General features: G+C 60.3%; 23 protein-coding genes, 1 other RNA gene and 1 riboswitch. Of the genes, 11 read left to right on the top strand and 13 right to left on the bottom strand.

Features of this window, described 5'->3' with window-relative positions; genetic code table 11:
- Positions 1 to 26 precede the first annotated feature (26 nt).
- The 3 genes from pta to pdxR form a co-directional block, all read right to left on the bottom strand.
- On the bottom strand, positions 27 to 1,040 hold the full coding sequence (gene pta, locus ACR0C5_RS12960) for a phosphate acetyltransferase (protein ID WP_170774726.1): 1,014 nt from the start codon (positions 1,038 to 1,040) through the stop codon (positions 27 to 29).
- A gap of 5 nt (positions 1,041 to 1,045) precedes the next feature.
- Positions 1,046 to 2,824: a sulfoacetaldehyde acetyltransferase gene (gene xsc / locus ACR0C5_RS12955; protein WP_170774724.1), complete on the bottom strand. Its 1,779-nt coding sequence runs from the start codon at positions 2,822 to 2,824 to the stop codon at positions 1,046 to 1,048.
- A 126-nt stretch (positions 2,825 to 2,950) separates the two neighbouring features.
- On the bottom strand, positions 2,951 to 4,411 hold the full coding sequence (gene pdxR, locus ACR0C5_RS12950) for a MocR-like pyridoxine biosynthesis transcription factor PdxR (RefSeq protein ID WP_480877134.1): 1,461 nt from the start codon (positions 4,409 to 4,411) through the stop codon (positions 2,951 to 2,953).
- A gap of 118 nt (positions 4,412 to 4,529) precedes the next feature.
- Here pdxR and ACR0C5_RS12945 point away from each other — a divergent pair, with 118 nt between their 5' ends.
- Positions 4,530 to 4,838, top strand: a complete 309-nt coding sequence (locus ACR0C5_RS12945) for an ArsR/SmtB family transcription factor (protein ID WP_480505327.1) — start codon at positions 4,530 to 4,532, stop codon at positions 4,836 to 4,838.
- Positions 4,831 to 5,862 carry a permease gene (locus ACR0C5_RS12940; protein ID WP_480505329.1) on the top strand — a complete coding sequence of 344 codons (1,032 nt, stop codon included), beginning with the start codon at positions 4,831 to 4,833 and terminating at the stop codon, positions 5,860 to 5,862. Before ACR0C5_RS12945 ends, ACR0C5_RS12940 begins: the two co-directional genes overlap by 8 nt.
- Positions 5,863 to 5,900: 38 nt before the next feature.
- On the opposite strand, the gene ACR0C5_RS12935 is transcribed toward ACR0C5_RS12940, so the two are convergent.
- Together ACR0C5_RS12935 and ACR0C5_RS12930 are read right to left on the bottom strand one after the other, a co-directional pair.
- Entirely contained in the window at positions 5,901 to 6,293 is a 393-nt protein-coding gene (locus ACR0C5_RS12935; RefSeq protein ID WP_170783039.1) for a hypothetical protein, read from the bottom strand.
- Positions 6,294 to 6,346: 53 nt separating this feature from the next.
- Positions 6,347 to 7,108, bottom strand: a complete 762-nt coding sequence (locus tag ACR0C5_RS12930) for a DUF1013 domain-containing protein (RefSeq protein ID WP_480877130.1) — start codon at positions 7,106 to 7,108, stop codon at positions 6,347 to 6,349.
- Positions 7,109 to 7,239: 131 nt separating this feature from the next.
- On the opposite strand from ACR0C5_RS12930, the gene ACR0C5_RS12925 reads away from it, so the two are divergent.
- A complete protein-coding gene (locus ACR0C5_RS12925; RefSeq protein WP_480877127.1) occupies positions 7,240 to 7,881 on the top strand; it encodes a ribonuclease T2 family protein in 642 nt (213 codons plus the stop codon).
- Here ACR0C5_RS12925 and ACR0C5_RS12920 read toward each other — a convergent pair.
- Positions 7,878 to 8,366 carry a hypothetical protein gene (locus ACR0C5_RS12920; RefSeq protein ID WP_480877125.1) on the bottom strand — a complete coding sequence of 163 codons (489 nt, stop codon included), beginning with the start codon at positions 8,364 to 8,366 and terminating at the stop codon, positions 7,878 to 7,880. The two genes, ACR0C5_RS12925 and ACR0C5_RS12920, sit on opposite strands and share 4 nt — an antisense overlap.
- Before the next feature lie 197 nt (positions 8,367 to 8,563).
- Here ACR0C5_RS12920 and ACR0C5_RS12915 point away from each other — a divergent pair, with 197 nt between their 5' ends.
- Positions 8,564 to 9,061 (top strand): lactoylglutathione lyase family protein, encoded by a 498-nt coding sequence (locus ACR0C5_RS12915; protein WP_480505333.1) that lies wholly within the window; start codon positions 8,564 to 8,566, stop codon positions 9,059 to 9,061.
- 70 nt (positions 9,062 to 9,131) lie between these two features.
- Here ACR0C5_RS12915 and recR read toward each other — a convergent pair whose 3' ends face one another.
- From recR to ACR0C5_RS12900, 3 genes are all read right to left on the bottom strand, one after another.
- Complete coding sequence (gene recR / locus ACR0C5_RS12910) at positions 9,132 to 9,725, bottom strand: recombination mediator RecR (RefSeq protein ID WP_170791144.1); 594 nt, start codon at positions 9,723 to 9,725, stop codon at positions 9,132 to 9,134.
- A gap of 64 nt (positions 9,726 to 9,789) precedes the next feature.
- Positions 9,790 to 10,134 (bottom strand): YbaB/EbfC family nucleoid-associated protein, encoded by a 345-nt coding sequence (locus tag ACR0C5_RS12905; RefSeq protein WP_170355334.1) that lies wholly within the window; start codon positions 10,132 to 10,134, stop codon positions 9,790 to 9,792.
- A gap of 215 nt (positions 10,135 to 10,349) precedes the next feature.
- Positions 10,350 to 12,101, bottom strand: coding sequence for a DNA polymerase III subunit gamma/tau (locus tag ACR0C5_RS12900; protein WP_480877120.1), 1,752 nt, complete (start codon positions 12,099 to 12,101; stop codon positions 10,350 to 10,352).
- Between the two features lie 138 nt (positions 12,102 to 12,239).
- Here ACR0C5_RS12900 and ACR0C5_RS12895 point away from each other — a divergent pair, with 138 nt between their 5' ends.
- Entirely contained in the window at positions 12,240 to 12,737 is a 498-nt protein-coding gene (locus ACR0C5_RS12895; RefSeq protein WP_170774701.1) for a protein-tyrosine phosphatase family protein, read from the top strand.
- 2 nt (positions 12,738 to 12,739) lie between these two features.
- Here ACR0C5_RS12895 and ACR0C5_RS12890 read toward each other — a convergent pair whose 3' ends face one another.
- Entirely contained in the window at positions 12,740 to 13,147 is a 408-nt protein-coding gene (locus ACR0C5_RS12890) for a hypothetical protein (protein ID WP_170774699.1), read from the bottom strand.
- A gap of 84 nt (positions 13,148 to 13,231) precedes the next feature.
- A riboswitch (cobalamin riboswitch) is annotated at positions 13,232 to 13,452 on the bottom strand.
- Between the two features lie 136 nt (positions 13,453 to 13,588).
- Here ACR0C5_RS12890 and ACR0C5_RS12885 point away from each other — a divergent pair.
- Positions 13,589 to 14,467: an alpha/beta hydrolase family protein gene (locus tag ACR0C5_RS12885; protein WP_480877116.1), complete on the top strand. Its 879-nt coding sequence runs from the start codon at positions 13,589 to 13,591 to the stop codon at positions 14,465 to 14,467.
- Here the strand turns inward: ACR0C5_RS12885 and ffs are convergent.
- Both ffs and ACR0C5_RS12875 read right to left on the bottom strand, forming a co-directional pair.
- An RNA gene (ffs, locus tag ACR0C5_RS12880) (signal recognition particle sRNA small type) lies at positions 14,462 to 14,560 on the bottom strand. The two genes, ACR0C5_RS12885 and ffs, sit on opposite strands and share 6 nt — an antisense overlap.
- A 39-nt stretch (positions 14,561 to 14,599) precedes the next feature.
- On the bottom strand, positions 14,600 to 16,441 hold the full coding sequence (locus ACR0C5_RS12875) for a bifunctional 2',3'-cyclic-nucleotide 2'-phosphodiesterase/3'-nucleotidase (RefSeq protein WP_480877113.1): 1,842 nt from the start codon (positions 16,439 to 16,441) through the stop codon (positions 14,600 to 14,602).
- A gap of 180 nt (positions 16,442 to 16,621) precedes the next feature.
- Between ACR0C5_RS12875 and nudC the strand changes: the two genes are divergently transcribed.
- The 3 genes from nudC to ACR0C5_RS12860 are packed head-to-tail and all read left to right on the top strand — an operon-like array spanning position 16,622 to position 18,582.
- The gene (gene nudC, locus ACR0C5_RS12870; protein WP_480877110.1) at positions 16,622 to 17,602 is read left to right on the top strand and encodes an NAD(+) diphosphatase; all 981 of its coding nucleotides are present in this window, start codon (positions 16,622 to 16,624) and stop codon (positions 17,600 to 17,602) included.
- Between the two features lie 40 nt (positions 17,603 to 17,642).
- Complete coding sequence (locus ACR0C5_RS12865; RefSeq protein WP_480877107.1) at positions 17,643 to 18,110, top strand: SRPBCC family protein; 468 nt, start codon at positions 17,643 to 17,645, stop codon at positions 18,108 to 18,110.
- Positions 18,111 to 18,117: 7 nt separating this feature from the next.
- Complete coding sequence (locus ACR0C5_RS12860) at positions 18,118 to 18,582, top strand: N-acetyltransferase family protein (protein WP_480877105.1); 465 nt, start codon at positions 18,118 to 18,120, stop codon at positions 18,580 to 18,582.
- On the opposite strand, the gene ACR0C5_RS12855 is transcribed toward ACR0C5_RS12860, so the two are convergent.
- Positions 18,572 to 19,402, bottom strand: a complete 831-nt coding sequence (locus ACR0C5_RS12855) for a prephenate dehydratase (protein ID WP_170774687.1) — start codon at positions 19,400 to 19,402, stop codon at positions 18,572 to 18,574. The two genes, ACR0C5_RS12860 and ACR0C5_RS12855, sit on opposite strands and share 11 nt — an antisense overlap.
- A gap of 119 nt (positions 19,403 to 19,521) precedes the next feature.
- Between ACR0C5_RS12855 and ACR0C5_RS12850 the strand changes: the two genes are divergently transcribed.
- Both ACR0C5_RS12850 and ACR0C5_RS12845 read left to right on the top strand, forming a co-directional pair.
- Positions 19,522 to 20,031: a c-type cytochrome gene (locus ACR0C5_RS12850; protein ID WP_170775003.1), complete on the top strand. Its 510-nt coding sequence runs from the start codon at positions 19,522 to 19,524 to the stop codon at positions 20,029 to 20,031.
- Between the two features lie 170 nt (positions 20,032 to 20,201).
- A complete protein-coding gene (locus ACR0C5_RS12845; RefSeq protein WP_480877102.1) occupies positions 20,202 to 22,106 on the top strand; it encodes an extracellular solute-binding protein in 1,905 nt (634 codons plus the stop codon).
- Positions 22,107 to 22,110: the final 4 nt, after the last annotated feature.

Here is a 22,110-nt window from a genome sequence, read left to right as displayed (position 1 = left end):
TTTTCGTTTTTATGCCTTAAGACGACTTATGTCCCGGCATCATTGTGTTGCGCCTGAACGGCAGTGACGGCGATCATGTGCAGGATGTCTTCGGACGAACAACCGCGCGACAGGTCGTTCGCGGGTTTCGCCAGCCCTTGCAGTACTGGGCCGATGGCCTCGACCCCACCGATGCGCTGGGCGATTTTATAGCCAAGGTTCCCAGCATTCAGGCTGGGGAAGACAAAGACATTTGCCTCACCCTTGAGCGGTGAGTCCGTGGCCTTGGTGGCGGCGACTTCGGGAACGAAGGCAGCGTCGAATTGCAGCTCTCCGTCGATCAGCAGGGTTGGGTCCTTGGCGCGTGCAATCTGTGTGGCCTCGACCACTTTGGAAACTTTGGGGTGGTCTGCGCTGCCCGAGGTAGAAAAGGACAGCATCGCAACCCGCGCTGTGTCGCCAGTCAGGGTGGTGTAGGAGTCAGCTGAGGCACGGGCGATTTCCGCCATCTCTTGCGCGTCAGGGTCCACGACCAGACCGCAATCGGCGAAGATGCGGGCGCCTTTGACGTCGTGATGGTCCTGACAGAACAGCATCAGGAAGAAGCTGGACACCATCGCCGCCTCGGGCGCGGTCCCGATGATCTGCAACGCGGCGCGCACGGTGTCCGAGGTGGTTTCAACCGCTCCGCCGACCGTGCCGTCGGCGATATCCTGTTGCACCAGCATGGCAGCATAGGTCAGGCGGTTGGTGATCTGCTGGCGCGCCTCATCCAGCGTCAGGCCCTTGTGCTTGCGCCGCTCATGCAGGGCCTGCGCAAGGCCGGGTGTCAGGTCAGAGGTGACCGGGTCGTGGATGTCGATCCAATCCGGGTCATATCCCTCATGTGCGTTGAGAAGGGTCGAAACCTCGGCCCTGTCTCCGATCAGGATGATACGTGCAACATTCTCTTTCACGGCCTTGACGGCCCCTTCGACAACGCGGGGATCGTCGCCCTCGGACAGGGCGATGATCTTGTCCGACGCGCTTGCCGTCCCGAGAATGGCGCGCAGAGGCTTCACGCGGATTACGCCCCGGCCTGCGGGGTCATGTCATCGGCAGTGACGCCTGCAACGGCCACCGGTTTCTTCATCGCGTCGCGGCGGAAGGGTTCACCCAGTTCTTGGTTGATCATGGCTTCGATCAGGGTGGTGATGCCGTTCTTCTGGTCCTCGATGGCTTGGTTCAGGGCAGCTGTTAGCTCGTCCATGGTACGTGCCACCACGCCTTTCAGGCCGCACGCCTGCGCGATACCGGCGTACGAGACCTTGGTGTCCAGCTCGGTGCCCACAAAGTTGTCGTCGAACCACAGCGTCGAGTTCCGTTTCTCCGCCCCCCACTGATAGTTGCGGAAGACGATCTGCGTAATCGCGGGCCATTCTTCGCGCCCAATGGCGGTCAGTTCGTTCACGGCGATGCCAAATGCACCGTCACCAGCAAAGCCCACAACCGGCACATCCGGGCAGCCGATCTTGGCACCCATGATCGACGGCAGGCCATAGCCGCAGGGGCCGAACAGGCCCGGGGCCAGATATTTGCGGCCATCCTCGAAGGAAGGATAAGCGTTGCCGATGGCGCAGTTATTGCCGATATCGGACGAGATGATCGCCTCTTTCGGCAGGGCGGACTGGATCGCGCGCCACGCCATGCGGGGGCTCATCCAGTCGGGCTTGGCCGCGCGGGCGCGCTGGTTCCATGTGGTGCCCGGATCGTCATCCTCGTGGTCCATGCTGGACAGCTGCTGCGCCCAAGCGGATTTCTTCTGAGCGATTTTCGCCTTGCGCTCATCGCGACCGGCGTCGCCAGCTGTGTCGCTGAGATTTGCCAGAATGCCATTGGCCACCTTGGCCGCATCGCCGATGATGCCAACCGAGACCTTTTTGGTCAGGCCGATCCTATCCGGGTTGATGTCGACCTGAATGATCTTAGCGTCCGCAGGCCAGTATTCCATGCCGTAGCCCGGCAGTGTCGAGAATGGGTTCAAGCGGGTGCCAAGGCACAGAACCACATCGGCCTCGCTGATCAGCTCCATCCCGGCTTTGGAACCGTTATAACCCAGCGGACCAGCAAATAGAGGGTGCGAGCCGGGGAAGGCGTCATTGTGCTGGTAGCCGACACATACCGGCGCATCCAGACGCTCGGCCAGTGCCTTGGATGCCTCAATCCCGCCTTCGGACAGAACCACGCCCGCACCGTTCAGGATCACTGGATTCTTGGCGTTCGACAGCAGCTCGGCCGCCTGCGCCACGGCGCTTTCGCCGCCCGAGGGACGCTCGAATTCCACAATCGCGGGTAGGTCGACGTCGATAACCTGAGTCCACATATCGCGCGGGATGTTCAACTGCGCAGGGGCGCTGGCGCGTTTGGCCTGCATGATCACGCGGTTCAGAACCTCGCACACGCGGGTCGGATCGCGGACCTCTTCCTGATAGGCGACCATGTCTTCGAACAGTTTCATCTGCTCGACTTCCTGGAAACCACCCTGACCGATGGTCTTGTTCGCGGCCTGCGGCGTGACCAGCAGCAGCGGGGTGTGGTTCCAATAGGCGGTTTTGACGGCGGTGACAAAGTTGGTGATACCGGGGCCGTTCTGCGCGATCATCATCGACATCTTGCCGGTGGCGCGGGTATAGCCGTCGGCCATCATACCGGCGCTGCCTTCGTGTGCGCAGTCCCAGAACATGATCCCCGCTTTGGGGAACAGGTCTGAGATCGGCATCATGGCCGAGCCGATGATCCCGAACGCATGTTCGATCCCGTGCATTTGCAGAACCTTAACAAAGGCCTCTTCGGTGGTCATTTTCATCTGGTTGATCTCCGCGCATATATGAGTTTGGCCGGGCTGGCAGCCCCGCCTTTAGATATGGTTTTGGCGCAAGGGACAGGGTCGCGTTAGGGCCAGAAGTCAGGGCGGGTTAGGTCCAGATCGAAGTCAAGCTTTGCGGATCTTCTCGGCGATCCGTTTCACGCCTGGATCAATTCGGTCCTGTGGGATCGAAGAATAACCCAGACGATAGAAATTCCGCGGCCGGTTTGCGCCAGAAAAGAAGGGCGCGCCGGGCTCGATATGCACGCTCTGGTCTTGTAAGGCTCGGGCCAGATCGGTCGTGTCTATATGCTCGGGGGCTGACATCCACAGAGATGAGCCACCCATGATCCCCCGACCGGCGACGGTCAGACCATGGAGTTCAACCGCCTTGTCCATCGCTGCGCGTCGATACGCCAGCGCTTTGGACATGCGCCTGATCTGTGCATCGTAATGGCCAAGCGACAGGAAATAAGCCGCCGTGCGCTGGACATGCCCCGGCGGGTGGCGCAGAACCAGCGACCGAAGGGCGCGGGCTTCGCGGATGAACGGCGCGGACCCGACCATGTAGCCAAGGCGCAGTCCGGGAAACAGCGACTTCGAGAAGCTGCCTACATAGATCACCCGCCCGTCCTGATCCATGGATTTCAGCGCCGGAGAGGGTGCACCCAAAAAGGCCATCTCGAATTCATAGTCATCTTCGACCACCATCGCATCCAAAGCGCGGGCGCGCTCCAGCAACGCAGTGCGGCGTTCGATCGGCATGGTCGCGGTGGTGGGGCTTTGGTGGCTGGGGGTGGTAAAGATCACATCGGTCTGCTCGGGCAGCGCATCCGGTGGCAGCCCGTCACGGTCCACGGCGACCGGCGCCACTTTGCAGTCGGAATGGTTCAGCAGATCGCGCAGAGCATAATAGCAAGGGTCCTCGATCACCGCCGTTCGGTTGCGGTTCAATAAGATACGCGAGGCCAACCACAATGCGTTCTGCGCGCCCAGCGTGATCAGAATCTCCTCGGGTCTTGCGGCGATCCCGCGGCGGGGTAGGGTATGGCGGGCGATGAATTCGACCAGAAGAGGGTCGTCCTGATCCACATAATCCCCGGTCAGGGAATCGAAATCCTTGTGCCCCAGCGCCCGCACCGCACACAGGCGCCAATTGGCATGATCGAACAGCGACCGGTCGGCCTGACCGTAGATGAACGGATAGCGGTAATCGCGCCAGTCGCTGGGCTTTGTCAGAGTGTCCCCGTCCGAAAATTTGCGCGCCAGGGCGGTGCTCCAATCCACAGTCTCGTCGCCGCGCGGGGTGGGCGTGTATTTCGGGGGAACCGGCGCGTTTTCCGACACATAATACCCCGACCGCCCCTTGGCTGTTAAATAGTCATTGGCCAGAAGTTCCGTATAGGCCAACGTCACCGTGATCCGGCTGACGCCCAGATGGGCAGCCAGTTTGCGGGATGAGGGCAGTTTCTCACCCACATGAAAACGGCCCGACAGGATACCTTCGGCAATCATCTGCTGGATCTGCGCTTGCAGAGTGCCCTGACCGTTGAGTTCCAGAAAGAAAGTGTCGACCGAAATACCCATGCGTATCTTATAGGGTGGACTTATGGGGGGAGCAATCTGGACTTACGCATTTTTGACTGTTGACGGGGCGATGCGAATAACCTAAAAAACTAGAAATCTAGTTTAATGGGGTTGCGAAATGTGGGAAGCCGCCGCTGCGGGATTTTCTGCCATGGGGTCCGAGGCCCGGCTGAAGGTTCTAAAAACGCTGGTCCGCGCCGGTGAGGCCGGTCTGACGGTTGGAGAGATCCAGGACCGAACCGGGATTGCACCGTCAACGCTGGCACATCACCTGCGGTTTCTGGCCGCCGGAGGGGTGGTGCAGCAGGAGAAGATCGGCCGAACCACGATCAACCGCGCGAACTATGACGAGTTGAGGAAACTGGCGCAGTTTATCCTGTCCGAGTGCTGCGCCGACGAAGTGGGAAAGGCCGCAAACGATGGCTGAGCTAACACAAAACCCGAAGGTTCCGGCGAAAGTTGCGCTGGACCTGATCAAGACACCTTGGGCGGTGATCTTGGTCCTTCTGATTGGGGTCGCCGTTCTGGACCCGGCCAATTGGACCGAAGTGGTAACGTTTGCAGGCAAGGCGTTGGCGCATACCGGGCAGTATATCCTCTTTGCCGTGTTGTTACTGTCTTACCTCAAAGCCACCGGGGCCGAGGTCATGGTCGCGCGTGCCTTTGAGGGGCGCGAGACGCGGATGATTTTCCTCGCCGCTTTGTTCGGTGGCCTTGCCCCGTTCTGTTCATGCGAGGTGATCCCCTTCATCGCCGGTCTGCTGGCGCTGGGCGCGCCTTTGTCGGCGGTGATGGCGTTTTGGTTGAGCTCACCGCTGATCGACCCGCCGACCCTGCTGATCACGGCGGGCGCGCTGGGTTGGCCGTTTGCCATAGGCAAGGCCGTCGCCGCCGTTGCTTTGGGCCTGTTCGGAGGCTTCGTGGTGCGCGCGCTGATGCGTGGCGGAGCGTTCGCGGAGCCTCTGCGCGTTTACAAACCCGCCGGGTGCTGCGGCTGTGGTCCGAAACAGGACGACAAGCCGGTCTGGAAATTCTGGCAGGAACCGGAACGCCGCACGCGGTTCCGAGCTGAATTTGTCCAGAACGGGATGTTCCTGCTGAAGTGGCTGGCTTTGGCCTATGTACTCGAGGCGCTTCTAGTTAGCTATGTGCCCGCCGACCTGATCGCGCGTGTGGTTGGGGGCGAAGGCATTGTGCCGATCGTCATCGCGGCGCTGGTCGGAATGCCTGCCTATCTGAACTCTTACGTCGCACCGCCGTTGCTGGCGGGGCTGACCGAGCAGGGCATGAGCGCAGGCGCTGCCATGTCGTTCATGATCGCAGGCGCGGTCAGCTCGATCCCAGCGATGGCGGCAGTGTGGTCGCTGGTCAAGCCACGGGTTTTTGCGACCTACCTTGGGCTGGGGATCACCGGGGCGATCATCGCAGGGGTTATCTTTCAGATGATCTAAAGGAAAAACCGCCCGGAGATGCCTCCGGGCGGTTTTGCTTATTGATTGGCCTCGCAGAGGCTCGGCATTTTGAACCGGTACCGGGGCTCTTGGCTTTTGACGTAGACGCGTTTTTCGACGCAGGCGGTATCGCCGACGGTGCGAGCTACGTGTTCCTTGGATTCGTCGATCGAGATGGTGGACCCGTCGGGCAGTTGAACCGACGCGATGACGCCGTGTTTCAAGTCTCCATTCATCGGGGTCGCCGTCAGAACCGCAACCGTCAGGTACGAGTCGTGTTCATGCGCGCCGTCATCGTTGAGTATCAGCAGCGCTGCTGCGACCGAGACTGTGCCGACGATCGCCACCATCAGCAGGCCCCATGTTTTCAGAAATGCATAGATCGACACCGCACGGTGCGGGCCGAAGACAGAGGACAAAGCATTCAGCATAGGTATCTCGTGCAAAAAAGCCCCGGCCGTTTCGGGCCGGGGCTGATTAAGTATCAGAAGCGCGGATCTTCGTCTTCTTCCTCGTTGCCGCTGCCTTTGGGCAGGTTGAAGAAGCTGTCGGCGTCGACGATCGGCTCATCGTCTTTTTCCTCGACCGGGTCATCGGACAGCGAGAAGGTTTCCAGCCCCTCGATGGCGGTCGGGATTTTCGGTGCGGCGTCCATTTCCAGCGACTGTTCGGTCGAAACCAGCTTGCGGCGCTCATCATCGCTCATGACGCCACCTTCGGCGGCTTTCTTCGCGGCCGCTTTCTGGACAATCGCGTCCAGCTCGGACTGTTTGCACAGGCCCAACGCAACCGGATCGATCGGCTGCATGTTGGCGATGTTCCAATGCGTGCGCTCGCGGATCGACTGGATGGTGGGCTTGGTGGTGCCGACCAGCTTGGCGATCTGTCCATCGCTCAGCTCGGGGTGGAACTTAACCAGCCACAGGATCGAGTTCGGACGGTCCTGGCGTTTGGACAGCGGGGTATAGCGCGGGCCACGGCGCTTTTCCTCACCTGCCGCAGCGGCGTTGAACTTGAGCTTCAGCTTGTGCAGCGGGTTGTTCTGCGCCGAGTCAATCTCGTCCTGGGTCAGCTGGTTGTTGGCGATGGGGTCGAAACCCTTGACGCCAGCAGCCACGTCGCCGTCTGCGATGCCCTGCACTTCAAGCTCGTGCATTCCTACGAAATCCGCGATCTGCTTGAAACTGATCGTGGTGTTGTCCACCAGCCAAACGGCGGTTGCTTTGGCCATAAGCGGTTTTGCCATCAGCCTGCCTCCTAATGCATACATCTGTCCCGTCGCCGGAATTCGGCGGCCCCGTGGTCTTGGGGCAGGTTTCCGTTGTCGGGGAACTTCGCGCCTATATAGTCGCGCAAAGGCAAGAAGGGAAGAGGCGAATGCGCCACGGGATTCTAGCGCTGGTCATTTGGGCGTTCAGCGGGTTGGTCGCATTGGCCGACGGCGAGAAAGCGGGCGTGTTCGACTATTACGTCCTGTCGCTGAGCTGGTCGCCCAACTGGTGCGCGCGCGAAGGCGATGCGCGCGGCTCTGATCAATGCGATGCGCGGCATGATCATGGGTGGATCCTGCACGGGCTTTGGCCGCAATTTCATCAAGGCTGGCCGTCTTATTGCCCGACGGCCAAGGCGCCACCGTCGCGCGCGATGACGCGAGAGATGGCGGACATTCAAGGCACCTCTGGGCTGGCGTGGCACCAGTGGAAAAAGCACGGAACCTGTTCGGGCCTGTCTGCATTGGACTACTACGCCTTGTCGCGGCGGGCTTATGAGGGCGTCGCCCGTCCACAGGTGTTCCGTCAATTGGACGCTTCGGTCAAGCTGCCCGCCTCAGTGGTGGAAGAGGCGTTTCTCAAGGCCAACCCCGCGCTAGAGCGCGACATGATCACCGTCACCTGCAAACAGGGCTATATCGAAGAGGTCCGCCTGTGCCTGTCCCGCGATCTGTCGCCTGTGCCCTGTGGCCTGGACGTGATCCGCGACTGCGCGGCCAAGGATGCGTTGTTCGACCCGATTCGCTAGAGCTTGCGGTTCTGGCAATCGCGCGCATAGTCCAGCGCTTTGGCCGTGCCTTTAAGGTCAATCGCCATCACAACTTCGCCTGCTGGGTTGTAGACGGTCATCGTCCTGTTCTTTGCGATTGCCTCGACAAAGCTGCGGTCGGTGAAAAAGACGGTGGCACCGGGCACATCGCGCTGGTTGAACCCGATGGCAGTGGCATCAAAGCTCTGGCCGTCCAGTTCAAAACGGATCGGATAGCTTTCGCCCTGTTTGATATCACCCCAAGCCTTGTTGTAGACGGCAAAATACCCGCGATTGTCCAACGCATCATAGCCGATACGCACGACCGAGAGGTCTTGATAGATCGTCTGTATCAAGCACCCATTGCCAAGCGCTGGATCCATCATGATGTTCCAGCCGTCGACAAAGCCTTTGTCGACTAGCTGCTGCGAAAACGCAGTAGTGGCTGTAAAGGCGGCAAGTGCGGCAGCAAAAAGGCGTTTCATTAAAGTTCCCAAAATCAAATGGACAAGGTCAAAGCCATAGTACACGCCGCGTGCGGCAGGCAAAGGTCATTCTTGACTGATGTCGCCGCGAAGAAACACCTATGTGCATGGCGGAACCCGGCTTTGCCTTGCCAAGGGAACGCTTGAAACTTGGCTGTCGCACAATAGTTTTCGTCTCATAAAACAAGGAGCGAACAATGCCGCAACATCCAAGAGCTTTCTCTCACATCGGATTGTCTGTCCCAAACGTTGACGAGGCTGTACAGTTCTACTCCGAAGTCCTTGGTTTCTACGTGATCATGCCGCCGACCGATGTAGTAGAGGACGATACGGATATCGGTGTCATGTGTACCGATGTGTTTGGCCCGGAATGGAAAAAACTACGTATTGCACATCTCGCGACTGCTGATCGCATTGGGTTCGAGCTTTTCGAGTTTGACGGGAATTATGTACCGGAAAACAATATCGACTTTCGCCAGAATGGTACGTTCCATTTTTGCGTCCAAGACCCGGATGTCGAAGGCTTGGTGGAAAAAATCGTTGCAGCGGGTGGCAAGCAGCGGATGCCAATTCGATACTATTATCCCGGTGAGAAGCCCTACCGTATGGTCTATGTCGAAGACCCCTTTGGCATTGTCTTCGAGATTTATAGCCATTCCTACGAATTGACCTACTCGTCGGGGGCTTACACCTGACATATGAGACCGAAGCTTGTGTGTGGCCGGAAGGGGCCAAAGCGTTCCGGATGCTGCCGTTTTGCTAAGTTCAGAGCTCTTTTCGTGCCCTCAGTGCTGCCGTAATCGTCCCGTCATCCAGATAGTCCAGCTCGCCCCCAATCGGCACACCCTGGGCCAGTGAGGTCAGGCGGACCTGCCCCTCCAACTGATCGGCTATGTAGTGGGCTGTGGTCTGGCCGTCTACGGTGACGTTCAGGGCGAGGATGACCTCGGTGATTCCTTCGGCCGTGACCCGATCCTTGAGGCGCGGGATGCGCAGTTCGTCCGGGCCGACGCCGTCCAGTGCCGAGAGTGTCCCGCCCAGCACGTGATAGCGGCCTTTGAACACGCCTGCGCGTTCCATCGCCCAGAGGTCGGCTACGTCTTCGACTACGCACAGCTCTCCGGTGGCGCGGGCCTCGGCGTCGCAGATGTCACAGATGTCCATGGTGCCCACGTTGCCGCAGTTCAAGCATTCGCGGGCGGTGATGGCGACCTGCTGCATGGCGTCCGACAGGGGTGTCAGCAGCAGCGCACGTTTGCGGATCAGGTGCAGCACCGCGCGACGGGCCGAGCGGGGCCCAAGCCCCGGCAGTTTGGCCATCAGGTCGATCAGATTGTCGATGTCGCTGTTCGAACTCAACGCGTGTGCTCCTGCAAAAGGGCCGAGTTTGCGGGCCCGGCCTTTGGGTCGTCAGGAGTGTGTATCAGAACGGCAGCTTGATGTCTGCGGGCAGACCCATGCTTTCGGTCAGCTTGGCCATCTCTGCCTGCGCGCGTTCGGCGGCTTTGGTCTGTGCGTCCTTGATGGCGGCGAGGATCAGGTCTTCTACGACTTCCTTATCGTCGCCGTTGAAGATCGAGGGGTCGATGTCCAGACCTTTGAGTTCGCCCTTGGCGGTGGCAGTGGCTTTGACCAGACCTGCACCGGATTCGCCGACAACCATCAGATTGTTGAGTTCTTCCTGCATGTCGGTCATCTTGGTCTGCAGATCCTGCGCGGATTTCATCATCTTGGCCATATCGCCCAGACCGCCGAGTCCTTTGAGCATTACGTTTTCTCCTGCTAATCGGTTTGTCGCCTAGATACGGATAGCGCCCGTGCGGCACAAGGGGGCAGTGCCCTCCCGCCCGTCGTCGCGGTCTTTTGCAAGACCTCTCCTCCCGTTGGGCCCGGCAGAGCGCGGGCAACGCCCGCGCTCTGCCGGGCCCAAGGTCGCTCAGGGGTATCGGCGTCAGCCGATGGCCCGTGGCGGGCGCGGGAGGGTTAGTCCTCCTCGAACGGGTCCCATTCGTCTTCGACCTCGGGCAGGGCCTCGGCTTCGACCTTGGCGGCGCGTTCTTCGGGGGTTTCGATGCGTTTGATCTTGGCTTTGGGGAATTGAGCCAGCACCGCCTGCACCAGCGGGTGCTGTTCCGCCTCGGCTTTCAACGCCAGATCGGCGGCGTCGCGGATTTCGGCGATGGTTGCTGCCTTACCGTTGGCGACAATCGTCACCGCCCACCGATTGCCGGTCCAGCGTCGCAGTGCGGTACCCATGCGAGCGGCCAGGTCGGTTGGGGCCGAGCCCGTCGGTGTGAATTCGATCCGTCCGGGTTGGTACGAAACCAGCCGGACACCGTTTTCGACCTCGACCAGCAGTTTCACATCCCGGTTGGTGCGGATCAGTTCGACCACATGTTCGAAGGTCGGGTAGCGGGCCAGAGCCGTCTGCACATCCTGCGCCAGTGCCGCCGTCGGTGCACCTGCTCCGCCGCGGACGTGTGGCGCATAGGCAGAGGCCACGGGGGCCTGCACGGCGTGCGGTGGGGCGCTCATTCCGCCGCCGGGTCCGCCATTGGGTGACGGAGGCGGGGTGTCTTGCAAACGTTTGATCAACTCTTCCGGGCTGGGCAGGTCGGCAACATGGGTCAGGCGGATCACGGCCATCTCGGCGGCCATCATGGCGTTGGGGGCGGCTGAGACCTCTTCCAGAGCCTTCAATAACATCTGCCACATACGGGTCAGGACGCGCATCGGCAGGGCCTCTGCCATTTGCTGACCGCGCGCGCGTTCGTCGGGGGACACGGTCGGGTCTTCGGCGGCATCCGGCGTGATTTTCACGACCGAGACCCAATGGGTGATCTCGGCCAGATCGCGTAGCACGGCCAGCGGGTCGGCGCCTTCGGCATATTGCGCGCCAAGCTCAGTAAGCGCCCCGGCGGCGTCGCCGCGCAGGATCATGTCCATCAGGTCCAGCACTCGGCCACGGTCGGCTAAACCCAGCATCGCACGCACCTGATCGGCGCTGGTTTCCCCGGCACCGTGTGAAATCGCCTGATCCAGCAGAGAGGTCGCATCCCGCGCCGAGCCTTCAGCCGCGCGGGTGATCAACGCCATCGCGTCCTCGGCGATTTGCGCACCTTCGGCCTCGGCAATGCGGCGCAGCAAGCCGATCATGTCTTCGGGTTCGATCCGGCGCAGGTCGAACCGCTGGCAACGCGACAGAACCGTCACGGGTACTTTGCGAATCTCGGTGGTAGCAAAGATGAATTTCACATGCTCGGGTGGTTCCTCAAGCGTCTTGAGCAGCGCGTTGAAGGCGCTGGTCGACAGCATGTGGACCTCGTCGATGATGTAGATCTTGTAGCGGGCCGAGGCCGCGCGGTAGCGGACGCTGTCGATGATCTCGCGAATATCATTGACGCCGGTGCGGCTGGCGGCGTCCATCTCCATCACGTCCACATGGCGGCCCTCCATAATGGCCACACAATGTTCGCACTGGCCGCAGGGTTCGGTGGTCGGCTTGCCCTCGCCATCGGGGCCGATGCAGTTCATACCCTTGGCGATGATACGGGCCGTGGTGGTTTTGCCGGTGCCGCGAATGCCGGTCATGATAAAGGCTTGCGCAATTCGATCCGCCTCGAACGCGTTTTTCAGCGTGCGTACCATGGCGTCCTGACCGACTAGATCGGCGAAGGTTTCCGGGCGGTATTTGCGGGCAAGAACCTGATAGGCGGGGCTGGGCGTGTCGGTCATATCTGCTCTGTCGGATTCGGAGTCCGATGCAGCGTAGTGACCCCTGCCGCCCACGTCCACAGCAGCAGCGCAGGAAATTCGATTTGCAAGCAAGGACGCAGGCGATACATCATCGGTGCAGATTGATCGGAACGTGCCATGAATAATTTCGCCATCTATTCCCTGCGACTGGGGCCGGGTCGTCTGGGGATATCTCCGCTGCCCGGCGCGGGAGGTGCCTATGCGGCCGATCTGAAGACGGTGCAGGACTGGCGACCGGATCTGGTGATTTCAATGACCACAAGCTCTGAGATGAAAAACCTGGGAGCGGCGGCGTTCGGTGGCGATCTGGAGCGGCACGGGGTCGAATGGGCTCACCTGCCGGTCCAGGATTTTGGTGCGCCGGATGCGCGGATACAGGCCATTTGGTCCAATGTCAGCCAGCGGGCCCGTGCGCTGCTGTCCGGCGGCGGAGGCGTTTTGGTCCATTGTCGGGGCGGCTGCGGGCGATCGGGTATGGTTGCTTTGCGGTTGATGACGGATAGCGGACTGCCCGCAGATACCGCTTTGCAGATGCTACGGACAGTACGTCCCTGCGCCGTCGAGACCGAGGCGCAGATGGTCTGGGCCACTTCGGCGGCCCGGACGGGCAGCTGAATTCAGGCTGAAAGCTGGTGTTCGGTCGGCGCGGCTGGCTGGGGCGCCGTGGTAACCACTTCCATCATCGCGCAGGGCGGTGTCGGCAAAAGGCTGGCTGCGTGGGCGGTGAAATCTGCTCCGAACAACATATCCGCATAGCGATCCAGCCGCTCGGCCGGAGTGTCGGCGGCCACACCGCAGAACACCCGGATCTGATCGGGTTGGGCGCGAAACCGGGCCGAGCACCCTTCGGCGCAATGGGTCAAGTCGCTGCTGCCTTCGATCTCGAACGCATCGGTTGTTGCCGGACGGGCCGTGGCCATTGCATCCGTCAGGGCGCGTGCCATTCGGGCCAGTGCCGGGCAGGGGGCGCCGGTTTTTTGGCATACCGTCGCGGTGAATTCGTGGGTCTTGGTCTTCCAGATCATGATGCGCCCTCCGCGCGCTGGACGAGGGGCATGGATCAGGTGTGACAGCGTGCTGACGACCTGTCCCGGACACCCCGCCCGAGTTTCGGTTTTCGTTCGATGGCAGGTCTCCTGACTTGCGGGTCGTGGCTTTGCCGACCTTCCCAGCCTGTTGGCCAGTGGTATCTCGGCATTGCTCACCGCTTACAGTTGCGGGGGCAGTCTCGGCCTTGATCCGTTCCGGCAATGCCGGGCAGGATCGCACCGTGTTCCCTTTTCATCCCGCCCCGTGACCGGGGACGAGAACCATCACGCCATCGCTAGCGGTTGAGCGGGCTTCGAGTCAAGCGCCATTGAATCCCGGCGCGACGTTGGGTCAATTTCTCCACGGCTTGACTCTGATGACGGAACAGGGCCGACTGCGCGGGTGAACTAAACAGTTTAGAGCATGAGGCGCGGGCGATGTTGGACAATACGCATCCTGTTTTGACCGAAGATGTCCAGTTTCCGTCCGGTCCGGCGATGCTGTCGGGGCGGCTCTATCTGCCTGCTCTGCCTCCCAAGACAGTTGTGATGATCCATGCAGCGACCGGCGTGCCCCGCGACTATTATCAGCATTTTGCCCATTGGCTGGCGGCCGAGCAGGGTATGGCTTGTCTGACCTATGACTATCGGGATTTCGGCCATTCGCTGACCGGCCGATTGCAGGACTCGCAGGTAACTATGGCGGACTGGGCGCTGGTCGACATGCCCGCCGCCCGCGCGGAAATGCGCAGACGCTTCCCGGACGCGGAACAATGGAGCATCGGCCATTCCGTTGGCGGAATGTTGGGCCCGGTTCAGCCGGATATCGCGCAGATTGACCGCATGATCTGTGTTTGCTCCGGGCTTGTCACTCTGTCTGATCACCCGTGGCCGTACAAGGCGCTGGCGGGGTTGTTCTGGTATGGCCATGCACCGTTGGTTGTCAAAGCGGCGGGGTATTTGCCGGGCAGGGCTTTGGGCTTTGGGGCTGACCTGCCCGCGCGGGTCTACTGGCAGTGGCGTAAATGGTGCACGGCACCGACGAACTACCTGCCCGATTTGGGCAAGACCCTGCCCGAGGCGCACTGGGCAGGGCAGGGAGTGCCGGTCGATCTGATCGCATTCGACGACGATCAGGTGGTGCCGCCCAAAGCGGTGTGGCGTCTGGCCGAGCTTTATGGCCCGAATGCGCGGCGTAGGTTGTTGTCACTGTCAGATTTCGGGGTGAAAGAGATCGGGCATATCGGCGTGTTCGCCCGTCGCAACGCAGCGGTCTGGCCGCAGCTTATTGCCCAGGATCATGTGGTAGATAAGTGAGAGGTTGGACATCGACCCAAGCGGGGCTCGTTGTGGCTGCTTCCTTCCGGACCTGACCAGGTTGGCGAGGCGCTCGCCCGCGCCAACCTCTCAGCACGCGATATAGGCAAGTGCGGGACAAATGACAACCCGTCAGAGCGTCAAATGGATCAGCAGAAAACCGGCCTCGTCCTCTCCAGCGATGTTGGGTACAAATTCGGCGATGTCGTCCAGATGCTGCCAGGCCTTGTGGCCTGTACGCAGAACCGCCAACGCCCCGGCCACGGGGGACAGACGGAACGGACGCTCGAACACGGTGCCGGAATGAGGCCCGGCAGCCACGTAGTTTTTGACCAGATCTTGTAGGGGCAGAAACGGCAGCGGAACGCGCGTCGCCCGCCCGGCAAAGGGGAAGTGCCCACCGCCATTTGCGCGGTAATTATTCAACGCCACCACAAAGGTCTGCTCTGCATCCAAGGGTTGGCCTTCGAAACGAATCTCGCGGACGCGGCGGGCCGATGGGTGCAAAAGTGCCCCATCTGCGCCAAACCGAGCGGGCTGGCTAAGGTCGATCCGGTATGTCAGCCCATGCAGGACGTCAAAATTATGCCCCGCGCGGTCCGAGGCCAGCAGATCGCATCGTTGGCCGGGGATCATCCTGTTAAAGACGCCTGCGGACATTTCCAGCCAGTCTTCGATTTGCGAACCGGTGACGGCGACGGCCATCATCTCATCGGGAAAGACGTTCAAGTCCGTCACATGGCGCAGGCAGATTTCCCCGGCCGGGACGTCGGTAAAGAACCGAGGCCCGGCACGCCCGCCGAATTTCGACGGGGACACGGCAGACAGGATTGGGCAGTCCCGATAGTCCGTATCCTTCAAAAAAGGTCGCAACCCGGCGGTTTGAGCGGCGGCCACGAAAGCCAAGCCCCGGTCATAGCCGCAAAAGCTGAAATAGCTGTGCATGTGCTGCTGTACCTGTCCCACAGGTTCGGCCACCCGCCGCCGCGTCTCGGCGTGACCGGTGGCAAGTAGCTGCGTCAGTGCGGCGTCTTCATCTGACGCTTCTGTCGAAACCGAACGCACCTGCGCGTGTCCATGAAGTACCTGCCATTGGTCGTCCAGTGATGTGCCGAGGGTCAGGTCGATGACGCCCAGATATGACCCCGCCGCACCGGGCATCACGACGGGGGTGCTGTGCACCAGCCCGCGATCAACGTCGATATAGCCGCTGTATTCTTGTTCAGGGCTGGGAAAAACCATATGGGAATGCCCGCCCGCAATGGCGTCGATCCCGTCGATGGCGGCCAATGGTACCAACGCGTTTTCCATGCCGGGCGTGTCTTGCGCCGGACCGAACCCCGTATGCGCCAGCGCCACAACGATATCGCAGCCCAGTTCGTGCAGTTCAGCGACTTTGCGGCGCGCGCAGTCAAGGATGTCGCCGATCTGGACCGCACCTGCCAGCTTGTGCGCCTCCCATTTTGCGGTCTGGGGTGGCAGGACCGATAATATGCCGATTGCAAGCTCGTGCGCGTGCCCTTGGATATCGACCTGACGCCTGACAATCGTGTGCTCCTGCCAGACCTGCGGGCTGGTGGATTTGTGCGCATTGCTGCACAGAACAGGGCAGGGGGCGTGCCGCATGATCCGGTCCAGCACGTCCAGACCAAAGCCGAAATCGTGATTGCCCAGCCCAATGGCATCATAGCCCAGAAGGTCGAAGGCCTGCATCAGAACATGGCGCTCGGGGTGTTGAGCCACGGCCCAGTCGCCCAGCGGTGTGCCCTGGACCGAGTCGCCATTGTCCACCAGCAGAACCAACCCGTCCTGTACCTCGCTTCGGGCCTTGCGGATCAGGTCGGCGGTCCGGGTCAGGCCAATCGTCGGTTCGTGCCTGTCAGTGTAATAGTCATATGCCGTCAGATTCATATGCAGATCGGACGTGGCCAGAATCCGCAGTTGGACGGTTTGAGAGGAAGGAAAAGTCGGCACTACTCTACTTTAGGCAGTTTTATATTAATCATTTTCAACAAAAAGAGTGTTGCGTGCAATTTTCAAGGCGGACCTGCGGTCTTTCAGCGGCAGCGGGTGTTTTTTCGGAGTTCCATGAATACCCATTGCAACCCCAGAACCATCGTGGCAGCCCTATGCGCACAATCTGGGGGGCATGCAATGAAGAATGCAGAGTTTGTGACGTTCGGCGGATCAGGGCTGGACCGTGCGGCGCATATTCGGGGCGATGCCGACGCGCTGGCTGGCCTGGTGGCGGACCCGAATGCCAAATGCCTGCTGATATGGCGCGGCAAACCCCTTGTAGAGGGTGAGGCTTCGGATCGGTTGGGTCTGATCCCGGTGTCTCATGCGCTGGTCGAAAACGGACCGGGCGGAGTTGCGGATGGGCTGATTTTTCTGGGCCTGTCGGATGGTGTCCCGGTCTTTGCTGCCGATATCTCGAATTGGGAGCCTGACGGGCAGGATTTGTCCGAAGTAGGTGGTTTCGTGGATGGTTCGGAACAGCAGCATCCTGACCTGCCAGACGGGTTCGTATTTGCCGAACTGCGCCGGATCATGACATGGCTGTCCCCGCGTGATGCCGAGCTTGCGGCGACCGCCAAGGCGGTGATCGGCTGGCACGAAACCCATAAATTCTGCGCCCGCTGCGGCGCGGCCAGCGCGATGACGCAGGCCGGATGGCAACGAAGCTGCCCCACGTGCAGCGGCCAGCATTTTCCGCGCACGGACCCGGTGGTGATCATGCTGATCACCCATGGGGACTCGGTACTTATGGGGCGGTCTCCGGGTTGGCCCGAGGGGATGTATTCGCTGCTGGCGGGTTTTGTCGAACCCGGCGAAACGCTCGAAGCTGCTGTGCGCCGCGAAGTGTTCGAAGAGGCGGGCGTGCCCGTCGGCCCTGTCACCTATCTGTCCAGCCAGCCCTGGCCCTTCCCGGCCTCTTTGATGTTTGGTTGCGCGGGCCAGGCGCTGTCGCGTGACATCTCGATTGATCCCGTTGAAATTGAAGATGCCATGTGGGTCAGCAAGTCCGAGATGATGCAGGCCTTTGCCGGTGAGCACCCGGTTCTGAAACCTGCCCGTAAAGGAGCCATTGCACATTTCCTGTTGCAGAACTGGCTTGCAGATACGCTGGACTGACGAAATAGAGACGCAATAGATCAACGAACCAAAGGTCGGAATGCAGTTCGCAGTACAGGAAGATATTCAGGCACCGATCAACGCCGTTTTCGAAATGGTCGCCGATTTCGAACGGTTCGAACGTATGGCCATGCGCCGCGGGATCGAGGTGCGGCGGCTGTCCGGCCACACGGGGGTGGTGCCGGGCACCAAATGGCAGGCCGATTTCACCCTGCGGGGCAAGCCACGCCATGTTGAGATAACAATGGCACACAGCGACCCGCCCGCGCAAATGCGGTTCGAGGCAATCGGCAAAGGGGTCGGCGGTGTCACAGAGGTTGATCTTCTGGCTCTGTCCCAACGCCGAACCCGGTTAAGCGTGGATGTAACGCTGACGGCCAAATCCCTGCCCGCGCGGCTGTTTCTGCAATCGCTGCGGCTGGGCAAATCGCGGTTCCGGGCCCGGTTCCAATCCCGACTGACCGAATTCGCCCGCGAGATGGAGGAACGACACCTGCACGGGTCGTAAAACCGATATGAGCGATCTGATCCTGAGACAGGCAACCTCATACGACGCGCCGGGTATTGCTGGAGTGTTGCAAGCCCTTGTTTTGGCAGACAAGCGCAGCAAACCGGCAGATGCCGGGTTCGCCGAAACGCACTATGTCTCACATCCCGGTCAGATTCAGTGCCTTCTGGCGTTGGACGGGGACGAGGTGCTGGGGTTTCAATCGCTGAAGCAAGCGGTAGAGGGCAACCCCTATGGCGCGCCTGTCGGCTGGGGATTGATCGGCACGCATATTCGCCCTTCGGCGGCTCGGCGCGGGGTCGGGCGGGCGTTGTTTCAGGAAACCCTGCAAGCTGCCCGTGCGGCAGGCCTTGTGGCGATCGACGCGACGATTGGCGTCAACAATGCGGAAGGGCTGGCCTATTATCAGGCAATGGGGTTCGTGGACTACCGCCGAATTGACGGCGCGCGCCGCAAATCCTTCACCTTGTGACCGCCGCCGGGTAAACGCCTAGCACTTCGACATTTGTGGTGAAATGCTCCAGCTCTTCCATCGCCAGTTGCACATTGCGGTCGTCGGGGTGCCCCACGATATCGGCATAGAACTGCGTGGCGGTGAATGAGCCGTCGACCATATAGCTTTCCAGCTTGGTCATGTTGATCCCATTCGTGGCAAACCCGCCCATCGCTTTATATAGCGCGGCAGGGATGTTGCGGACCTGAAAGACGAAGCTGGTGATCATTCCGTGTTCACCGCGCCGCGTGCGGTCTTCCTCGCGTGACATTACAAGGAAGCGGGTGGTGTTGTCGTCATTGTCCTCGATATGTCGGGCCAGAACGTTGAGGCCATAAATCTCTCCGGCCAGTTCGCTGGCCAGCGCGGCCGAGTGAAGTTCGCCCTGTTCGGACACTTCGCGCGCGGCGCGGGCATTATCGGGGCTGACGCGCCCGTGGATGTTGTGCTGTTTCAGAAATCCCGCGCATTGGGGCAGCAGAACCAGATGGGAATGGGCCTCGGTAATATCGTCCAGCGTGGCACCCGGAACGGCCAGCAGGTTGATATGGACGCGGACAAAGGCCTCATCAATGATGTGCAGCCCGCTATGAGGCAGCAGGCGGTGGATATCGGCCACGCGCCCATAGGTCGTGTTCTCAACCGGCAGCATCGCCAGATCCGCCGCGCCCGAGCGCACCGATTCGATCACATCCTCGAAAGTGCGGCAGGGCAAGGCCTCCATATCGGGGCGTGCGTTACGGCAGGCCTCGTGACTATAGGCGCCGGGCTCCCCCTGAAATGCGATACGTTTGGTCATTTGGTCGATTCCGTGCAACAAGTTCCAGAATTGGGCGTTTAGTCGCGGTGTCTATACCTTGCCTCTTGTCAGGGGAAGCCTTAGACACCCCGCAGACAGCTGAAATGGACTCGCGATCAATGTTCGACACGATGACAGTTACCAAGGCCGCCGCAGGCCTGTTTGGCACCTTCCTGGTGCTGCTTCTGGCCAAATGGGCCGCCGAAGGCCTGTACCATGCCGATGGTCATGGCGAGACGGCCTCGTACATCATTGAAACCGAAAGCGCAGGCGAAAGCGCCGACGGTGAGGAAGTGGTGTTCGAAGACCTGCTGGCCGCAGCCGACCCGGAAAAAGGCGCACGCGTTTTCCGTAAATGCACCGCTTGCCACAAGCTGGAAGACGGCGCGAACGGCACAGGCCCTTATCTGTATGGCATCGTTGACCGTCCGGTCGCGTCGGCCAATGGCTTCACCGGCTACTCGGCCTCGATGCAGGCCCATGGCGGCAACTGGACACCCGAAGCGCTGGACGCCTTCCTTGAGCGCCCGAGCGCCTATATTTCCGGCACATCCATGAGCTTCGCGGGCCTGAAAAAGCCGCAAGAGCGTGCCGACCTGATTGCCTATTTGCAGACCATCGGCAACTGATCCTGCGAATAACCCGAAAAAACAAAGGCCGCTGCCCCGTGCAGCGGCTTTTTTTGTCTAAACAGAACTTCACAAAGCGCTCACGCATTCTAAACTTGAATTTGTAAGTGCTGGTATTTTAGCTGGCAAACGCAAGATTAAAACACGTGATGCAACAGGGGATGAGCAACATGAGGTCCAACCGGGAAATCGTTCAGGCGCGTGTATTGGATTTCAGAGGCGGGCTTTGGGCTCTGATGGCCGGTATGGTCATGGTGATGTTGATGGCACTGCCGGGGCGGGCCGAGGAAACGATCATCAAAAGTCACGGTTTCTCGGAATTTGGTGATCTAAAATATCCCGAAGGCTTTGCGCATTTCGCCTACGTCAACCCGAACGCCCCGCGCGGAGGAGAGCTTTCCTATGCCGCGCAGGGCACGTTTGACAGTTTCAATCCCTTCACCCGGCAGGGGCGAGCGGGCGCACGATCCGCAGACCAATACGAATCCCTGTTGATCGAATCTTATGACGAGCCTGCCTCTTATTACGGCTTGCTGGCGGAGAGTCTCGAATACCCGGAAAGTCAGGAATGGGTTATTTTCAATATGCGGCCCGAGGCACGGTTTTCTGATGGAACGCCAGTCACGGCAGAGGACGTCGTGTTTTCTCACAATCTGCTTTTAGATCAGGGTTTGAAATCTTACGCCGAGGCCGTTCGCAAGCGTATCCCCCGCGCCGAGGCATTGGATGAACATCGCGTAAAATTCTACTTTGCCCCTGATATCCCGCGCCGGGCGCTGATCTCTCAGGTTGGTGGCACGCCGGTGTTTTCCAAGGCGTGGTTCGAGGCAGACCCGGAAAACCGCCGTCTGGACAAATCTCGCCTTGAACCAGGCATCGGGTCGGCCCCCTATCTTCTGGACAGCTACGACATCAACCGACGCATCGTTTACAAGCGCAATCCCGACTATTGGGGCGATGAGATCAATGTGAATGTGGGTCGGAACAACTATGACACCATCCGCATCGAGTATTTCAGCGACTCGATTGCCGCGATGGAGGGGTTCAAGGCCGGAACATTCACTCTTCGGCAGGAAAACAACTCGAAAAGCTGGGCGACGGCTTATGATTTCCCGGCGATTGCAAATGGCAATGTCCTGCGGGTCGAGCTTGAGGACGGCAACGTCCCGTCGGCCTCTGGTTTCATCATGAACCTTGACCGGCCACAGTTTCAGGACCCCCGCGTGCGTGAGGCGGTTCAACTGGGCTATAACTTCGAATGGACCAATGAAAGCCTGCAATATGGCCTGTTCCAGCAGCGCGACTCGTTCTGGCAAGGCACGCATCTTGAGGCAACCGGCCTGCCCGAAGGGCGTGAGCTTGAGGTGCTGCAAAGTCTAGGCGATGCGGTGGACCCTGCTGTGCTGACCGAAGAACCGGTCTCGGCCCATGACTCGCGCCCGGCCCGTCAGAATGACCGCCGCAACCTGCGTGCTGCGATGCAACTGTTGGATGAGGCGGGCTGGAAAGTCGGAGACAACGGCGTCCGCAGCAATGACAATGGCGAAGTTCTGAAGATCGAGTTTCTGTCGGACCAGCCCACTTTGGATCGGATTATCCAACCATTTGTCGACAACCTGCGCGCCATGGGGATTGATGCGACCTATAACCGGGTCGACAACGCTCAGTTCACACTGCGCCGTCGGGATCGGGATTTCGACATGATCTTTGGCGGCTATCCGACCTCGTTGCAGCCATCCACAGGGCTCTATCAGCAGTTCGGGACCGAGGCAGCCGCGTATTCGGTGTTTAACCCGTCGGGCGCGCATGGCCCCGATATCGAACCGCTGATCGACAATATCGTCGCCGCGACTGACAGCGAAGAACTGCACGCCAATGTGCGGGCGCTGGATCGTGTGCTGCGGGCCAAGCGGATCATGGTTCCCACCTGGTTTCTGGGTAAATACTGGGTCGCCTACTGGGACATGTACGAGCACCCTGCGAATCTGCCGCCCTATGCGCTGGGCGTCGAGGACCTGTGGTGGATCAACGCCGAGAAAGAAGCCGAGTTGAAATCCTCGGGCGCCTTGAGGTAATCCG

The organism is Ruegeria sp. N8 (genome assembly GCF_056531325.1).
The sequence above is the reverse complement of the archived record's forward strand: the minus strand, read 5'-3'. Positions and strand labels throughout refer to the sequence as shown.

Excerpts from the sequence above, each read along its gene's own strand:
- ACR0C5_RS12940 (WP_480505329.1), top strand. The coding sequence starts at position 4,831 with ATGGCTGAGCTAACACAAAACCCGAAGGTTCCGGCGAAAGTTGCGCTG.
- ACR0C5_RS12920 (WP_480877125.1), bottom strand. The coding sequence starts at position 8,366 with ATGAAACGCCTTTTTGCTGCCGCACTTGCCGCCTTTACAGCCACTACT.
- ACR0C5_RS12895 (WP_170774701.1), top strand. The coding sequence starts at position 12,240 with ATGAATAATTTCGCCATCTATTCCCTGCGACTGGGGCCGGGTCGTCTG.
- ACR0C5_RS12860 (WP_480877105.1), top strand. The coding sequence starts at position 18,118 with ATGAGCGATCTGATCCTGAGACAGGCAACCTCATACGACGCGCCGGGT.
- ACR0C5_RS12935 (WP_170783039.1), bottom strand. The coding sequence starts at position 6,293 with ATGCTGAATGCTTTGTCCTCTGTCTTCGGCCCGCACCGTGCGGTGTCG.
- ACR0C5_RS12865 (WP_480877107.1), top strand. The coding sequence starts at position 17,643 with ATGCAGTTCGCAGTACAGGAAGATATTCAGGCACCGATCAACGCCGTT.
- ACR0C5_RS12915 (WP_480505333.1), top strand. The coding sequence starts at position 8,564 with ATGCCGCAACATCCAAGAGCTTTCTCTCACATCGGATTGTCTGTCCCA.
- pdxR (WP_480877134.1), bottom strand. The coding sequence starts at position 4,411 with ATGGGTATTTCGGTCGACACTTTCTTTCTGGAACTCAACGGTCAGGGC.
- nudC (WP_480877110.1), top strand. The coding sequence starts at position 16,622 with ATGAAGAATGCAGAGTTTGTGACGTTCGGCGGATCAGGGCTGGACCGT.
- ACR0C5_RS12905 (WP_170355334.1), bottom strand. The coding sequence starts at position 10,134 with ATGCTCAAAGGACTCGGCGGTCTGGGCGATATGGCCAAGATGATGAAA.
- ACR0C5_RS12855 (WP_170774687.1), bottom strand. The coding sequence starts at position 19,402 with ATGACCAAACGTATCGCATTTCAGGGGGAGCCCGGCGCCTATAGTCAC.
- ACR0C5_RS12945 (WP_480505327.1), top strand. The coding sequence starts at position 4,530 with ATGTGGGAAGCCGCCGCTGCGGGATTTTCTGCCATGGGGTCCGAGGCC.
- ACR0C5_RS12885 (WP_480877116.1), top strand. The coding sequence starts at position 13,589 with ATGTTGGACAATACGCATCCTGTTTTGACCGAAGATGTCCAGTTTCCG.
- xsc (WP_170774724.1), bottom strand. The coding sequence starts at position 2,824 with ATGAAAATGACCACCGAAGAGGCCTTTGTTAAGGTTCTGCAAATGCAC.
- ACR0C5_RS12845 (WP_480877102.1), top strand. The coding sequence starts at position 20,202 with ATGAGGTCCAACCGGGAAATCGTTCAGGCGCGTGTATTGGATTTCAGA.
- ACR0C5_RS12900 (WP_480877120.1), bottom strand. The coding sequence starts at position 12,101 with ATGACCGACACGCCCAGCCCCGCCTATCAGGTTCTTGCCCGCAAATAC.
- ACR0C5_RS12850 (WP_170775003.1), top strand. The coding sequence starts at position 19,522 with ATGTTCGACACGATGACAGTTACCAAGGCCGCCGCAGGCCTGTTTGGC.
- ACR0C5_RS12890 (WP_170774699.1), bottom strand. The coding sequence starts at position 13,147 with ATGATCTGGAAGACCAAGACCCACGAATTCACCGCGACGGTATGCCAA.
- ACR0C5_RS12925 (WP_480877127.1), top strand. The coding sequence starts at position 7,240 with ATGCGCCACGGGATTCTAGCGCTGGTCATTTGGGCGTTCAGCGGGTTG.
- ACR0C5_RS12930 (WP_480877130.1), bottom strand. The coding sequence starts at position 7,108 with ATGGCAAAACCGCTTATGGCCAAAGCAACCGCCGTTTGGCTGGTGGAC.